General features: G+C 58.0%; 14 protein-coding genes. 9 read left to right on the top strand and 5 right to left on the bottom strand.

Annotated elements, in window-relative coordinates; genetic code table 11:
* Positions 1-139: 139 nt before the first annotated feature.
* Both ICA16_RS06430 and bfr read left to right on the top strand, forming a co-directional pair.
* Positions 140-358 carry a bacterioferritin-associated ferredoxin gene (locus tag ICA16_RS06430; protein WP_003227725.1) on the top strand — a complete coding sequence of 73 codons (219 nt, stop codon included), beginning with the start codon at positions 140-142 and terminating at the stop codon, positions 356-358.
* Positions 359-558: 200 nt separating this feature from the next.
* On the top strand, positions 559-1,032 hold the full coding sequence (bfr, locus tag ICA16_RS06425) for a bacterioferritin (RefSeq protein ID WP_042560739.1): 474 nt from the start codon (positions 559-561) through the stop codon (positions 1,030-1,032).
* 177 nt (positions 1,033-1,209) lie between these two features.
* Here the strand turns inward: bfr and grxD are convergent, their stop codons facing one another.
* From grxD to ICA16_RS06410, 3 genes are all read right to left on the bottom strand, one after another.
* Complete coding sequence (grxD, locus tag ICA16_RS06420; RefSeq protein WP_042560740.1) at positions 1,210-1,551, bottom strand: Grx4 family monothiol glutaredoxin; 342 nt, start codon at positions 1,549-1,551, stop codon at positions 1,210-1,212.
* Positions 1,552-1,648: 97 nt separating this feature from the next.
* Positions 1,649-3,754, bottom strand: coding sequence for a molybdopterin oxidoreductase family protein (locus tag ICA16_RS06415; protein ID WP_210700253.1), 2,106 nt, complete (start codon positions 3,752-3,754; stop codon positions 1,649-1,651).
* A gap of 134 nt (positions 3,755-3,888) precedes the next feature.
* Positions 3,889-4,179, bottom strand: coding sequence for a hypothetical protein (locus ICA16_RS06410; RefSeq protein WP_150592781.1), 291 nt, complete (start codon positions 4,177-4,179; stop codon positions 3,889-3,891).
* 403 nt (positions 4,180-4,582) lie between these two features.
* Between ICA16_RS06410 and argF the strand changes: the two genes are divergently transcribed.
* Together argF and ICA16_RS06400 are read left to right on the top strand one after the other, a co-directional pair.
* On the top strand, positions 4,583-5,503 hold the full coding sequence (gene argF, locus ICA16_RS06405) for an ornithine carbamoyltransferase (RefSeq protein WP_150601734.1): 921 nt from the start codon (positions 4,583-4,585) through the stop codon (positions 5,501-5,503).
* Entirely contained in the window at positions 5,500-6,609 is a 1,110-nt protein-coding gene (locus tag ICA16_RS06400) for an ABC transporter ATP-binding protein (RefSeq protein WP_150601735.1), read from the top strand. Before argF ends, ICA16_RS06400 begins: the two co-directional genes overlap by 4 nt.
* A gap of 78 nt (positions 6,610-6,687) precedes the next feature.
* Here ICA16_RS06400 and ICA16_RS06395 read toward each other — a convergent pair whose 3' ends face one another.
* Positions 6,688-7,470 carry a PhzF family phenazine biosynthesis protein gene (locus ICA16_RS06395; protein ID WP_210700252.1) on the bottom strand — a complete coding sequence of 261 codons (783 nt, stop codon included), beginning with the start codon at positions 7,468-7,470 and terminating at the stop codon, positions 6,688-6,690.
* Positions 7,471-7,568: 98 nt separating this feature from the next.
* The gene (gene ybaK, locus ICA16_RS06390; protein WP_150601737.1) at positions 7,569-8,039 is read right to left on the bottom strand and encodes a Cys-tRNA(Pro) deacylase; all 471 of its coding nucleotides are present in this window, start codon (positions 8,037-8,039) and stop codon (positions 7,569-7,571) included.
* A gap of 373 nt (positions 8,040-8,412) precedes the next feature.
* Here ybaK and ICA16_RS06385 point away from each other — a divergent pair, with 373 nt between their 5' ends.
* The 5 genes from ICA16_RS06385 (at position 8,413) to ICA16_RS06365 (ending at position 14,992) form a co-directional block, all read left to right on the top strand.
* On the top strand, positions 8,413-9,264 hold the full coding sequence (locus tag ICA16_RS06385) for an MIP/aquaporin family protein (protein ID WP_150601738.1): 852 nt from the start codon (positions 8,413-8,415) through the stop codon (positions 9,262-9,264).
* 77 nt (positions 9,265-9,341) lie between these two features.
* The gene (gene glpK / locus ICA16_RS06380; RefSeq protein WP_042560749.1) at positions 9,342-10,844 is read left to right on the top strand and encodes a glycerol kinase GlpK; all 1,503 of its coding nucleotides are present in this window, start codon (positions 9,342-9,344) and stop codon (positions 10,842-10,844) included.
* Positions 10,845-11,104: 260 nt separating this feature from the next.
* Positions 11,105-11,860 (top strand): DeoR/GlpR family transcriptional regulator, encoded by a 756-nt coding sequence (locus ICA16_RS06375; RefSeq protein ID WP_007916700.1) that lies wholly within the window; start codon positions 11,105-11,107, stop codon positions 11,858-11,860.
* Positions 11,861-12,110: 250 nt separating this feature from the next.
* Positions 12,111-13,646, top strand: coding sequence for a glycerol-3-phosphate dehydrogenase (gene glpD / locus ICA16_RS06370; RefSeq protein WP_210555024.1), 1,536 nt, complete (start codon positions 12,111-12,113; stop codon positions 13,644-13,646).
* A 431-nt stretch (positions 13,647-14,077) separates the two neighbouring features.
* On the top strand, positions 14,078-14,992 hold the full coding sequence (locus ICA16_RS06365) for a glutamate/aspartate ABC transporter substrate-binding protein (RefSeq protein ID WP_042560751.1): 915 nt from the start codon (positions 14,078-14,080) through the stop codon (positions 14,990-14,992).
* The last annotated feature ends 12 nt before the right edge of the window (positions 14,993-15,004 follow it).

The raw sequence follows: 15,004 nt of genomic DNA, 5'->3' as shown, positions 1-15,004 counted from the left end.
CCAGGCAGATCGCCAGTAATCACCGTTCGTCAGTCACGCGCCAATCTGGTGAAAAGGCCTCGCAAAGCACTTTGACAATCATTCTCGTTATTATTAAGATCCATCGCAATTGAGTCACAACCAGCGACGGTTCTCACTTATGTATGTTTGTCTCTGCACTGGCGTCACCGACGGACAGATCCGCGAAGCGATCTATGAAGGTTGCTGCAGCTATAAAGAAGTCCGCCAGGCCACCGGCGTCGCCAGCCAGTGCGGCAAATGTGCCTGCCTTGCCAAGGAAGTGGTTCGCGAAACCCTGACCAAGCTGCAAACCGCCCAGGCCGCGATTCCTTATCCAGTAGAATTTACTGCTGCGTAATTACCCCTATTTCAAAGAACCGGACTTATGTCCGGTTTTTTTATGCCTGTAAATCAAGCGCTTAGGCTCCAGACGCGGAACACAAACATTCTTATTCCGATTAATTTTCATATATTATTCAATAACTTAGGTTTGACACTTATAAATACGAAGCTCAAACTCCGCCTTATATACAGCTATTACAGGGCAGGACTCCGATCATGAAAGGCGACATTACAGTCATCCAGCATCTCAACAAGATCCTTGCCAATGAGCTGGTCGCGATCAATCAGTACTTCCTGCATGCGCGCATGTATGAAGATTGGGGCCTGAACAAGCTGGGCAAGCACGAGTACAAAGAATCCATCGACGAGATGAAGCACGCGGACAAGCTGATCAAGCGCATCCTGTTCCTCGAAGGTCTGCCAAACGTGCAGGACCTGGGCAAGCTGCACATCGGCGAGCACACCCAGGAAATGCTGGAGTGCGACCTGCGTATCGAGAAGACCGGCCACGCTGACCTGAAAGCCGCGATCGCCCATTGCGAAACCGTTGGCGACTTTGGCAGCCGTGAACTGCTCGAAGATATCCTCGAATCCGAAGAAGAACATATCGACTGGCTGGAAACCCAACTGGGCCTGATCGGTAAAGTCGGTCTTGAGAACTATCTGCAGTCGCAGATGGGCGAAGAGTGATTTAACACTCGCCAGATTCAAGACATTAAAAAGCCCCGCCCTCTTTCGAGGTGCGGGGCTTTTTATTGGCTGAAGATCAAAAGATCGCAGCCTCGTTTCACTCGACAGCTCCTACAGGGGAAGCGTTGTCGAATGAACCTGCGGGGAAGCAAAGAAGCTTGCTTCCCTACAAGCCGATCAGGCTTCGGACTTGTTCGCAGCAGCGGCTTCGACAGCAGCCTTGATGGTGCTTTGCAGCGAACCGTCTGCCGACATCTCGGTCATGATATCGCTACCGCCGACCAGCTCACCGCCGACCCACAGTTGCGGGAAAGTCGGCCAGTTGGCGTACTTTGGCAGGTTGGCACGGATTTCCGGGTTCTGCAGGATGTCCACGTACGCAAACTTTTCACCACACGCCATCACAGCCTGCGCAGCTTTCGCGGAAAAGCCACATTGTGGGGCATTCGGCGAGCCTTTCATGTAAAGCAGAATGGTGTTGTTGGCAATCTGCTCTTTAATCGTTTCGATGATATCCATGGAGCACCTCGGCTGAACTTTCCGACTCACGGGTCGGCACGGTGGCGCATTGTAACGGAATCCCGAGCGCCATGCTCGGTCTCCCCGACAGACATGCTCAAGCCGCCGCCACGGTCACCGGCACACCATTGAGCGCTGCATTGCCGGACAACTCGTCGAGCTGGCATTCGTCGGTCAGGTCATTGGCGCTCGACCCCGGTTGACTGCTGGCGATCGCCATCTGCACGCCCGGACGCGCATGCCCCCAACCGTGCGGCAGGCTGACCACGCCTTTCATCATGTCGAGGCTGCCGAGCACTTCCACCTCGATCTGGCCGACCCGCGAACTCACCCGCACAAGCTGCCCATCATTGAGCCCGCGGCTGGCGAGGTCATCCGGGTGCATAAGCAACTGGTGACGCGGCTTGCCCTTCACCAGACGGTGATAGTTGTGCATCCACGAATTGTTGCTGCGCACATGCCGGCGGCCAATCATCAAAAGCTCATCGGCGGCTGGGGCCTGCAAGGCGGCGAACCGCGCCAGGTCAGCGAGGATCTCTGGCGGCGCAGCCTGTATGCGTTGACTCGGCGTTTTCAGGCGCGCGGCCAGATTAGGCTTCAACGCGCCCAGATCTATTCCATGGGGATGGTCAAACAGCGTCGCCAGCGACAGTTTTTGTTCGGCGGCATCGCCGTACATCCCCATGCGCAGGCCCATGTCGATCATCTTCGCCGGCGGCATGGTCGGCTTCAATTCCTTGCCGGTTTTCTCGGCGAAGGCCTTGGCCAGACCGACAAAGATTTCCCAGTCATGCAGCGCGCCCTCGGGCTTGGCGAGGATCGCGCGATTGAAGCGGGTGACGTTGCGCACCGCGAACAGGTTGAACGTGGTGTCGTAGTGATCGTTCTCCAGCGCCGAAGTCGACGGCAGAATCAGGTCGGCATAACGTGTGGTTTCGTTGATGTACAGGTCGATGCTGACCATGAACTCCAGACCGTCCAGCGCTTGTTCGAGTTGTCGACCATTGGGCGTCGACAGCACAGGATTGCCGGCCACGGTGATCAGCGCACGGATCTGTCCTTCACCTTCGGTGAGCATCTCTTCAGCCAGCGCCGACACCGGCAGTTCGCCGCCGTATTCAGGGCGCCCGGAAACACGGCTTTGCCATTTGTTGAAATGCCCGCCCGAGGTCGACGCCACCAGATCCACTGCGGGCTCTGTGCACAGCGCCCCGCCAACGCGATCCAGATTACCGCTGACCAGATTGATCAACTGCACCACCCAGTGGCACAACGTGCCGAACGCCTGGGTGGAAACGCCCATCCGTCCATAACACACCGCACTTGGCGCGGCGGCAAAGTCGCGGGCCAATTGGCGGATTTTCTCGGCGGGCACCGCGCACAACGGGCTCATGGCTTCGGCGGTGAACGTCGAAACGGCCGCGCGCACTTCGTCGAGGCCATCCACTGGCAAATGACTGTCGCTGGTCAATCCCTCGCTAAACAACGTGTTGAGCAAACCAAACAACAACGCAGCATCGCCCCCGGGACGCACGAATATATGTTGATCGGCGATTGCCGCCGTTTCACTGCGTCGAGGATCGACCACCACCACTTTGCCACCACGTGCCTGAATCGCCTTAAGGCGTTTCTCGACGTCGGGCACCGTCATGATGCTGCCGTTCGAGGCGAGAGGATTGCCGCCCAGGATCAGCATGAAATCGGTGTGATCGATATCGGGGATCGGCAGCAGCAAGCCGTGGCCGTACATCAGGTAACTGCTGAGGTGATGGGGCAATTGATCGACCGATGTCGCGGAATAGCGGTTACGGGTTTTCAACAGTCCGAGGAAGTAATTGCTGTGGGTCATCAGCCCATAGTTGTGCACGCTCGGGTTGCCTTGATAGACGGCCACTGAATTCTGCCCATGTCGCTCCTGAATCGCTGCCAGGCGCTCGGCCACCAATGCAAATGCCTCGTCCCACTCGATCGGCAGCCATTCGCTACCGACACGGCGCATTGGCTGGCGCAGCCGATCAGGATCGTTCTGAATGTCTTGCAGGGCCACGGCCTTGGGGCAGATGTGCCCACGGCTGAAGGTGTCGAGGGCATCGCCTTTGATCGAGGTGATCGCGACAGCGCCATCGGTTTCGGTGGTTTCGATGGTCAAACCGCAAATGGCTTCACACAGGTGGCAGGCACGGTGATGGAGAGTCTTGGTCATGGCCAGTCTCTGTTTTGTTCTGGGCAGGCAACAACGCCTGCGGGAACAAAACTATGGCCCGTGTGCCGACACGGCGCCAGCGACGTTCGTCTTGTGAATCGGCGGCCATCAGGCGAGCCGATAGCCCGACGCGATCAATTGATCGGCAGAGAGGGTGGCGGCGCCAACTGGATTTCCTGAATGGTTTCGATCTGCTCGTGGGCGATGTGCACGCCGGTGAGTTCGCCGATCAGGCGCCAATGCTCGTCGAGCCCGGCACTGATGGTCGCCATGCGATCAATCATTTGACGGCTGGCGGCCTTGACCACTTCGTCCTCGCTGCGCAGCAGTTCGAAGGACATCGAGGTCATTGAAGCGGTGAGGTGGGTCAAGGAGCGAGCCGTGTGGCCCAGCAAATCCATTAACAGTTGTTCTTTCGATTCCATGCGGAGGCTTCCTGCGTCGCTCGAAGGCTATTTATAACTCAGCACTTTGCTTTAGCAAATGTTTCAACGCGAACATCCGACCAAGCGATTGCGCGATCACCCGGTATTAAAGCGACCAGCGTGGCACCATACCCGCCACGCCTGATTGCCAAGCCCGGTAAGGCCAGTGTACAAAGAGGTTCGCTGCTGTCCTGAACCCGGCTTCAAATGCGCGACTGCAACTTGCCGTCCGCCCTCCGAATCCCGCAAAAACCGTAGCCTATTGGAAAAACGCGACATTTAATGTCAATATCGCGCCTTCCCCTATTTCGTCGCCCTGTGCGGCTTACGCCGCAGGTCTCGCCCGTTGTTCCGATAAACAAGGCTTTGAGCATCTGCGGTTTGTAGCAAAAGGTAGTCAATGATGAGCGCAAGGCACTTTCTCTCCCTGATGGATTGCACGCCCGAAGAGCTGGTCAGCGTGATCCGTCGAGGCGTTGAGCTCAAGGACCTGCGTAACCGCGGCGTACTGTTCGAGCCTCTGAAAAACCGCGTGCTGGGGATGATCTTCGAGAAATCCTCGACCCGCACCCGGATCTCGTTCGAGGCCGGCATGATCCAGCTCGGCGGCCAGGCGATCTTTCTTTCGCCGCGCGACACGCAACTGGGCCGTGGCGAGCCGATCGGCGACTGCGCCATCGTCATGTCGAGCATGCTTGATGCGGTGATGATCCGTACTTTCGCCCACAGCACTCTCACCGAATTTGCCGCCAACTCGCGCGTACCGGTGATCAACGGCCTGTCCGATGACCTGCACCCGTGCCAGTTGCTGGCCGACATGCAGACTTTTCTTGAGCATCGTGGCTCGATCCAGGGCAAGACCGTGGCCTGGATCGGCGACGGCAACAACATGTGCAACAGCTATATAGAAGCGGCGATCCAGTTCGACTTCCAGTTGCGCATCGCCTGCCCGGAAGGCTACGAGCCCAACCCGGAGTTCGTCGCCAAGGCCGGCGATCGCGTGACCATCGTCCGCGATCCAAAGGATGCCGTGCGCGGCGCACACCTGGTGAGCACCGACGTCTGGACCTCCATGGGCCAGGAAGAGGAAACCGCCAAACGCCTCAAGTTGTTCGCACCGTTCCAGGTCAACCGTGCCCTGCTCGACCTCGCGGCCGAGGACGTGCTGTTCCTGCATTGCCTGCCCGCGCACCGTGGCGAAGAAATCAGTCTCGACCTGCTGGATGACCCGCGCTCCGTCGCTTGGGATCAGGCAGAAAACCGTCTCCACGCACAGAAGGCCCTGCTCGAGTTCCTCGTCGAACCGGCATATCACCACGCATGAGCCATGAATTACTGCTGAACCTGCGCAACCTCGCTTGCGGCTATCAGGACCAACGTGTGGTGCAGAACCTCAATCTGCACCTCAACGCCGGTGACATCGGTTGCCTGCTCGGCTCGTCCGGCTGCGGCAAGACCACCACCCTGCGCGCGATTGCCGGTTTCGAACCGGTGCACGAAGGCGAAATCACCCTGGGCGGCGAGACTATTTCCAGCGCCGGTTTCACCCTGGCGCCGGAGAAACGCCGGATCGGCATGGTGTTTCAGGACTACGCACTGTTTCCGCACCTGAGTGTCGCGGACAACATTGCCTTCGGCATTCGCAAGCACCCGAACAAGGCGCGCGTAACCGAAGAGTTGCTGGAACTGGTCAACCTGAAGAACCTCGGCAAGCGCTTCCCGCACGAGCTGTCCGGCGGCCAGCAACAGCGCGTCGCCCTCGCCCGTGCCTTGGCGCCAGAACCGCAATTGCTGCTGCTTGATGAACCGTTCTCCAACCTCGATGGCGAGCTGCGGCGCAAGCTCAGCCACGAAGTGCGAGACATCCTCAAGGCTCGTGGCACCAGCGCGATTCTGGTGACCCACGACCAGGAAGAAGCCTTTGCCGTGAGCGATCACGTCGGCGTTTTCAAGGAAGGTCGACTGGAGCAATGGGACACGCCGTACAACCTGTACCACGAACCGGCCACCCAGTTCGTGGCCAGTTTTATCGGTCAGGGCTACTTCATTCGCGGCCAGCTCGCCAGCCCGGAATCGGTGCAAACCGAACTCGGCGAACTGCGCGGTAATCGGGCTTATACCTGGCCGATTGGCGGCGCAGTGGATGTGTTGCTGCGGCCGGATGACATCGTGTATGCCCCGGATAGCGCGCTGAAGGCGCAGATTGTCGGCAAGACATTTCAAGGCGCATCGACGCTGTATCGCCTGCAACTGCCGACCGGTGCACAACTTGAGTCGATTTTCCCGAGCCACGCCGATCATCATGTCGGTGCTGAGGTAGGCATTCGCGTTGCGGCCGAACACCTGGTGCTGTTCCAGGCCTCGGGCAGCACGGTCGCGCAGATTCCAGCGGTGGAAAACGGCGTTCGGCGCTACAGCACTGCTCTCTGAAGATCAAAAGATCGCAGCCTTCGGCAGCTCCTACAGGGATCAGTGTAGGAGCTGCCGAAGGCTGCGATCTTTTAGCTTTTAACCGAGGATCAAGGTGCCGCTGGCAACCAGCGTCGCATTGCCGCCAATCTTCACTCGCTCGCCTTCCAGCCGACAAAACAACTCCCCGCCTCGTGCCGAACGCTGACACGCGGTCAGGCTCGATTTGCCCAGACGCTTCGACCAGTAAGGAATCAGGCTGCAATGAGTCGAACCGGTTACCGGGTCTTCATTGATACCTATCGCCGGGGCGAAATAACGCGAGACGAAATCGTGCTGGTTGCCGCGTGCGGTGACAATAGCGCCGAGCCACGGCAGTTTGGCCAACGCGACCATGTCCGGCGTGCAATCGAGCACCGCCTGCTCCGAATCAAGCACCACGAACAGTTCGTTGGAGCCCAGCACATCCACCGCCTCGACACCCAGTGCACGCTCGACATCCAGCGTCACGCCAATCTCTGACGGCACAATCGACGGGAAATCCAGCCACAAGCGGCCATCCTCACGACTGACGCTCAGCGGCCCGGACTTGCAGGTGAAGTCGATACGTTCGGCTTCTTCCTTGTAGATCTCGAACAGCACGTAAGCGCTGGCTAGCGTCGCGTGACCGCATAACGGCACCTCGGTGGTCGGAGTGAACCAGCGGATATGCCAGACCTGACCTTCGCGCACCAGAAACGCAGTTTCCGCAAGATTGTGTTCGGCAGCGATTTTCTGCATCAGCTCATCGGCGAGCCACGCATCGAGCCGATAAACCATTGCCGGATTGCCACTGAACGGCCGATCACTGAACGCGTCAACCTGATGAAACTCGAGCTGCATAACCTTCTCCCTAAGTCAGTTGAAAGAGCATGCAACCACGCTGAAATCAGCGCCAGTGACAGATCCGGCGAATTTTCTTCATACAGCGCGAATGAATGTCACGCGCGGCCAATATCGGCAAATTTCGCCTGGGTGTGTTCGGCAAGTACTGCAGGCGCCAACTCGACTTCCAGCCCTCGCCGACCGGCGCTGACATAAATAGACGCAAAACCCTGAGCTGAATGATCAATAAAGGTGCGCAGGCGCTTTTTCTGCCCCAAAGGGCTGATACCACCCAACAAATACCCTGTGGAACGCTGAGCCGCGGCCGGGTCTGCCATCTCGACTTTTTTCACGCCAGCAGCATGGGCCAAGCCCTTGAGGTCGAGGCTTCCGACGACCGGCACCACCGCCACCAGCAATTCGCCTTTTTCACTGGCCGCCAGCAGCGTCTTGAACACCTGCGCGGGCTCGAGGCCAAGCTTCTCTGCGGCCTCCAGCCCATAGGACGCGGCCTTCGGGTCATGTTCGTAACTGTGCACGCGATGTTCGGCACGAACTTTTTTCAACAAGTCCAACGCAGGGGTCATGGCAACTCCAGGCTCGGCAGTGACAGGAAAATGCTGCCCCGGATTCTAGGCGATCACTCCAGGCTTTCACAGCGCAAAGGCTCCATTCCAAGCCACGTTTCCCGTGGCTTGCAGGCTTTTCGAACTCGTCGCTCTGCGCCGATGCAGAAGGATCATTCACACCGCGAATAGTTACATTGTGACCGACAGTTCACTTTCGACCTTTGACAGGTTTGTTTCTTGTCTATATTTTTTCGAATCTGAATAATGTAAGAATTGCGGTCATCGCAGCACCCAGCAGTAACCGGGAACAGGATGGGGATCCTGCCTCGGAGAAAATCGCGCCTTGCCCTGTCGGCAACGCGCCAGACAACAACAAAAATCGAGGTTTTCAATGACAACTGCTTTACAGCAACCATCGCTCTCAGGCCAATGCATGGCCGAGTTCCTGGGTACTGCCCTCCTGATCTTCTTCGGCACCGGTTGTGTCGCCGCGCTCAAAGTCGCGGGCGCCAGCTTCGGCCTGTGGGAAATCAGCATCATCTGGGGCGTCGGCGTGAGCATGGCGATCTACCTCACTGCCGGTGTTTCCGGCGCGCACCTGAACCCGGCCGTCAGCATCGCCCTGACAATCTTCGCCGACTTCGAAAAGCGCAAACTGCCGTTCTACATCCTCTCGCAAATTGCCGGCGCCTTCTGCGGTGCGCTGTTGGTTTACACGCTGTACAGCAACCTGTTCTTCGATTTCGAACAAACCCATCAAATGGTTCGTGGCTCGGCTGCCAGCCTTGAGTTGGCGTCGGTGTTCTCGACATTCCCGAACCCGGTGCTGTCGACCGCTCAGGCGTTCCTGGTCGAGATGATCATTACCGCGATCCTGATGGGCGTGATCATGGCCCTGACCGATGACAACAACGGCTTGCCGAAAGGCCCGATGGCACCGCTGCTGATCGGTTTGCTGATTGCGGTGATCGGCAGTTCGATGGGCCCGCTGACCGGTTTTGCGATGAACCCGGCGCGTGATTTTGGTCCGAAACTGATGACTTTCTTCACTGGCTGGGGTGAAATTTCCTTCACTGGCGGCCGTGACATTCCGTATTTCCTGATTCCGATTTTTGCACCGATTGTCGGTGCCTGCCTCGGCGCTGCCGGGTATCGCGGGCTCATCGCCCGTCACCTGACCGGCGCCACACCTGCTACAAAGGATGCAGAACCGGCCATTGACGGCAAACCAAGAACTTCTTGAAACAGTCGGCGCAGGTTCCTGCCCTATAGAACCTGCGCCACGGCCCACTCTCCCTTATTTCGTCCAAGGCAATCGACATGACCGACATTCAGAATAAGAACTACATCATTGCCCTCGATCAGGGTACGACCAGCTCCCGCGCGATCATTTTCGACCGCGATGCGAACGTGGTCTGCACCGCGCAGCGCGAATTCGCCCAGCATTACCCGCAAGCCGGTTGGGTCGAACACGACCCGATGGAAATTTTCGCCACCCAGAGCGCAGTGATGGTCGAAGCGCTGGCCCAGGCCGGTCTGCATCACGATCAGGTCGCCGCCATCGGTATCACCAACCAGCGTGAAACCACGGTGGTCTGGGACAAGACCACCGGCCGTCCGGTCTACAATGCCATCGTCTGGCAGTGCCGCCGCAGCACCGAGATCTGCCAGCAGCTCAAGCGCGATGGCCACGAAGAGTACATCCGTGACACCACAGGTCTGGTCACCGACCCGTACTTCTCTGGCACCAAATTGAAGTGGATCCTCGACAACGTCGAAGGCAGCCGCGAGCGTGCGCGCAACGGCGAATTGCTGTTCGGCACCATCGATAGCTGGCTGATCTGGAAATTCACTGGCGGCAAGGTGCACGTCACCGACTACACCAACGCCTCGCGCACCATGCTCTTCAACATTCACTCGCTTGAGTGGGACGCGAAGATGCTGGAGATCCTCGACATCCCGCGCGAAATGCTCCCGGAAGTGAAAGCTTCTTCCGAGATCTATGGCCGCACCAAAAGCGGCATTGCCATCGGCGGTATCGCTGGCGACCAGCAAGCGGCGTTGTTCGGCCAGATGTGCGTCGAGCCGGGCCAGGCGAAAAACACCTACGGCACTGGCTGCTTCCTGCTGATGAACACCGGCGACAAAGCGGTGAAATCCAAGCATGGCATGCTCACCACCATCGCTTGCGGCCCGCGTGGCGAAGTCGCTTATGCGCTGGAAGGTGCGGTATTCAACGGCGGTTCGACCGTGCAATGGCTGCGCGATGAGCTGAAAATCATCAACGACGCTCACGACACCGAATACTTCGCCAACAAGGTCAAGGACAGCAACGGCGTGTACCTGGTGCCGGCCTTTACCGGTCTCGGCGCTCCGTACTGGGACCCGTATGCCCGTGGCGCGCTGTTCGGCCTGACTCGCGGCGTTCGCGTGGACCACATCATCCGCGCCGCGCTGGAGTCGATCGCCTACCAGACTCGAGACGTCCTCGACGCCATGCAACAGGACTCCGGCGAACGCCTCAAAGCCCTGCGCGTAGACGGCGGCGCGGTGGCGAACAACTTCCTCATGCAGTTCCAGGCCGACATCCTCGGCACGCAGGTCGAGCGCCCGCAAATGCGCGAAACCACGGCACTGGGCGCTGCGTATCTGGCAGGTCTGGCGTGCGGCTTCTGGGGCAGCCTGGATGAACTGCGTGGCAAAGCGGTGATCGAGCGTGAGTTTGAACCGAGCCTGGACGAAGTAGAAAAAGAGAAGCTGTACAAAGGCTGGAAAAAAGCCGTCAGCCGCACCCGTGACTGGGCGCGCGAGGACGCTGAATAAGCCAACCTGAGGACTGACTAAAGCTGTCCAAACAGCGTGAAAGCGTAGCGAGCGAAGGCAAGACAAGGCAAAAACAGGCGAGGACGCGGAGTTTACGGGTTTGTAAATGAGCAGTCCGAGCCTGTTTTTAACGCAGGATTGCTTGCGTAACGCCGTAGGCGCCCAGCACGAAGTAGCTTTCACGTTGTTTGGAAACTGGTAGGGAGCGGATTCCTGCGTCATCATGGGCAAATTTTGCACGGCAGCACAAAGGAAGCCCCATGAATCTGCCTCCCCGTCAGCAGCAAATCCTCGAGCTGGTCCGCGAACGCGGCTATGTGAGCATCGAGGAAATGGCCACGCTGTTCGTTGTTACCCCGCAAACCATCCGCCGCGATATCAATCAGCTTGCGGAAGCCAATCTGCTGCGTCGTTATCACGGCGGCGCTGCCTATGATTCCAGCGTCGAAAACACTGCCTATGCGATGCGCGCCGATCAGATGCGCGATGAAAAACAACGCATCGGTGAAGCCATCGCCGCACAGATTCCCGATCATGCCTCGCTGTTTATCAACATCGGCACGACCACCGAGTCGATTGCCCGCGCCCTGCTCAATCACAACCACCTGAAAATCATCACCAACAACCTGCACGTGGCGTCGATGCTCAGTGCCAAGGATGATTTCGATGTGCTGCTGACCGGTGGCAATGTCCGTCGCGATGGCGGTGTGGTCGGTCAGGCGAGTGTGGATTTCATCAATCAGTTCAAGGTTGATTTTGCGCTGGTCGGGATCAGTGGTATCGACGAGGACGGCAGTCTGCTCGACTTCGATTATCAGGAAGTCCGGGTTTCGCAGGCGATCATCGCCAATGCACGCCAGGTGATTCTGGCGGCGGACTCGAGCAAGTTCGGACGTAACGCGATGATCCGGCTCGGGCCGATCAGCCTGATTGATTGCCTGGTGACCGACCAGCAACCGGTGCCGGCATTGGCGCAGTTGTTGAGCCAGCACAAGATTCGGCTGGAAGTGGTTTAACCCCCCCCCCAAAGATCAAAAGATCGCAGCCTTCGGCAGCTCCTACAGGTCAAATGAACCCATGTAGGAGCTGCCGCAGGCTGCGATCTTTTGCTTCTAATGTTCGAAAATTTTCCTTTCCCAGCCCTTCGATGAGTTTTTTCAATCGAATGCGACTGGCTGTGCGCGTGTTTATGGGCTACCATTTTCGCAAATGAACATTAATGTTCGAATTCAAATATAGAAAATCACAAGAGCCCGAGGCCAGCCGATGTCCACATCTACCTTGCGTACGCCCCCTATCTCCGAGATCTACGACATCGCCGTCATCGGTGGCGGGATCAATGGGGTGGGGATCGCAGCGGATGCCGCCGGTCGCGGTCTCTCGGTGTTCCTTTGCGAAAAGGATGACCTCGCCAGCCACACCTCGTCGGCCAGCAGCAAGCTGATCCACGGTGGTCTGCGCTATCTCGAACATTACGAGTTCCGCCTGGTGCGTGAAGCGCTGGCTGAACGTGAAGTGTTGCTTGCCAAGGCACCGCACATCGTCAAGCCGATGCGCTTCGTGCTGCCGCACCGTCCGCACCTGCGTCCAGCGTGGATGATTCGTGCCGGTCTGTTCCTTTACGACAACCTCGGCAAGCGCGAAAAACTCGCAGGTTCGCGCAGTCTCAAGTTCGGTGCCGACAGCGCACTGAAAAGCGAAATCACCAAAGGCTTCGAATACTCCGACTGCTGGGTCGACGACGCCCGCCTCGTGGTGTTGAACGCCATGGCTGCCCGGGAAAAAGGCGCCCATGTGCACACCCAGACTCGCTGCGTCAGCGCCCGCCGCGCCAAAGGCTTGTGGCATCTGAATCTTGAGCGTGCCGACGGCAGCCTGTTCTCGATCACCGCCAAAGCGCTGGTAAACGCCGCGGGTCCGTGGGTTGCCAAGTTCATTCGCGACGACCTGAAGATGGAATCGCCATACGGCATCCGTCTGATTCAGGGCAGCCACGTCATCGTGCCGAAGCTGTACGAAGGTGAACATGCGCACATTCTGCAAAACGAAGATCAGCGCATCGTTTTCACTATTCCATACCTGAACCATTTCACCTTGATCGGCACCACCGACCGCGAGTACACCGGCGATCCAGCCAAAGTGGCGATCACCGACGGCGAAACCGATTACCTGCTGAAAGTGGTCAACGCTCACTTCAAGAAGCAAGTCAGCCGCGACGACATCCAGCACAGCTACTCGGGTGTGCGTCCGCTGTGCAACGACGAATCCGATAACCCGTCGGCCGTGACCCGCGATTACACCTTGGCGTTGTCGGGTGGCGGTGAAGAAGCACCGCTGTTGTCAGTATTCGGCGGCAAGTTGACCACCTACCGCAAACTCGCCGAGTCGGCGATGGCGCAGTTGATGCCGTACTTCACCCAGATGCGCCCGAGTTGGACGGCTTCGGCGACCCTGCCCGGCGGCGAAGACATGACCACCCCGCAGGCCTTGAGCGCGTTGATCCGCGACAAGTTCGACTTCGTGCCAACCGAGATCGCCCGCCGCTGGTCCACCACCTACGGCAGCCGCACCTGGCGCATGCTCGAAGGCGTAGAAACCCTCGCCGACATGGGTGAGCACATTGGTGGCGGGCTCTACACCCGCGAAGTGGATTACCTGTGCAGCGAGGAATGGGCAACGACGGCGCACGACATTCTGTGGCGTCGCAGCAAGCTGGGGTTGTTCACCACACCCGCCGAGCAGGAGAAACTGGCGGCTTACTTGGGCAAGGTTGAGCAGAATCGCAAGATTGAAGCGGCTTGATCATCTGATCAGCGTTTGAACGAAAGCCCCTGGATTGTGAGATTCAGGGGCTTTTTCGTATATCGGGAAGACACTATCCCCTGTAGGAGTGAGCCTGCTCGCGATCGCAATACATCCGTCACAAATAAGTTGCCTGGTCTGACGCTATCGCGAGCAGGCTCACTCCTACAGAAATGCGTTCGGATTTCCGAACGCGACCTGTTAGTCAATTCGGTTAACCGGATCAGCCACACCACAAAAATCCGCCACAAAAGTTTAATAGCTTTATAAATCATATAGTTAGGCATTCGCGACTGGTATGGCACGACTCATGCTCTACACTCTCTCGACGAATGCCTGTTGTGCCAACACTTCAGTAGCCGTCAGGCATTCGAAGCACAAAAGGGCCGACAAACTGGCTCCATAAAAAAAACAATGTCGAGGAAAATTTGATGCGCATCGTTCCCCATATCCTGGGCGCAGCCATTGCTGCCGCTCTGATCAGCACGCCAGTTTTCGCAGCCGAACTCACCGGCACCCTGAAGAAGATCAAAGAGTCCGGTGTCATTACCCTGGGCCACCGCGATGCCTCCATCCCGTTTTCCTACATCGCTGATGCCTCCGGCAAACCGGTCGGCTACTCGCACGATATCCAGCTGGCCATCGTCGAAGCGATCAAGAAAGACCTCGACCTTCCAAACCTGCAGGTCAAATACAACCTGGTGACCTCGCAAACCCGTATTCCGCTGGTGCAAAACGGCACCGTGGACGTCGAGTGCGGCTCCACCACCAACAACGTCGAGCGTCAGCAGCAGGTTGACTTCTCCGTCGGCATCTTCGAAATCGGTACCCGTCTGCTGTCCAAGGTTGACTCCAAGTACAAGGATTTCGACGACCTCAAAGGCAAGAACGTCGTGACCACCGCCGGCACCACGTCCGAGCGCATCCTCAAGGCGATGAATGCCGACAAGCAGATGGGCATGAACGTCATCTCCGCCAAAGACCACGGTGAATCCTTCCAGATGCTGGAATCGGGTCGTGCCGTTGCGTTCATGATGGACGACGCACTGCTGGCCGGCGAAGCGGCCAAGGCCAAGAAAGCCACCGACTGGGCCGTGACCGGTACTCCACAGTCCTACGAAATCTACGGCTGCATGATGCGCAAAGGCGACGAGCCGTTCAAAAAGGCTGTGGATGACGCCATCAAGGCGACCTACGCATCGGGCGCGATCACCAAGATCTACGACAAGTGGTTCATGGCGCCGATCCCACCAAAAGGCCTGAACCTGAACTTCCCGATGAGCGACGAGCTCAAGGCTCTGATCGCCAATCCGACCGATAAAGCGGCTGACGACAAGAAATCCTGATTTCTGACTAAC

The organism is Pseudomonas anatoliensis (genome assembly GCF_017976235.1).
GTDB classification, from domain to species: domain Bacteria; phylum Pseudomonadota; class Gammaproteobacteria; order Pseudomonadales; family Pseudomonadaceae; genus Aquipseudomonas; species Aquipseudomonas anatoliensis.
The sequence above is the reverse complement of the archived record's forward strand: the minus strand, read 5'-3'. Positions and strand labels throughout refer to the sequence as shown.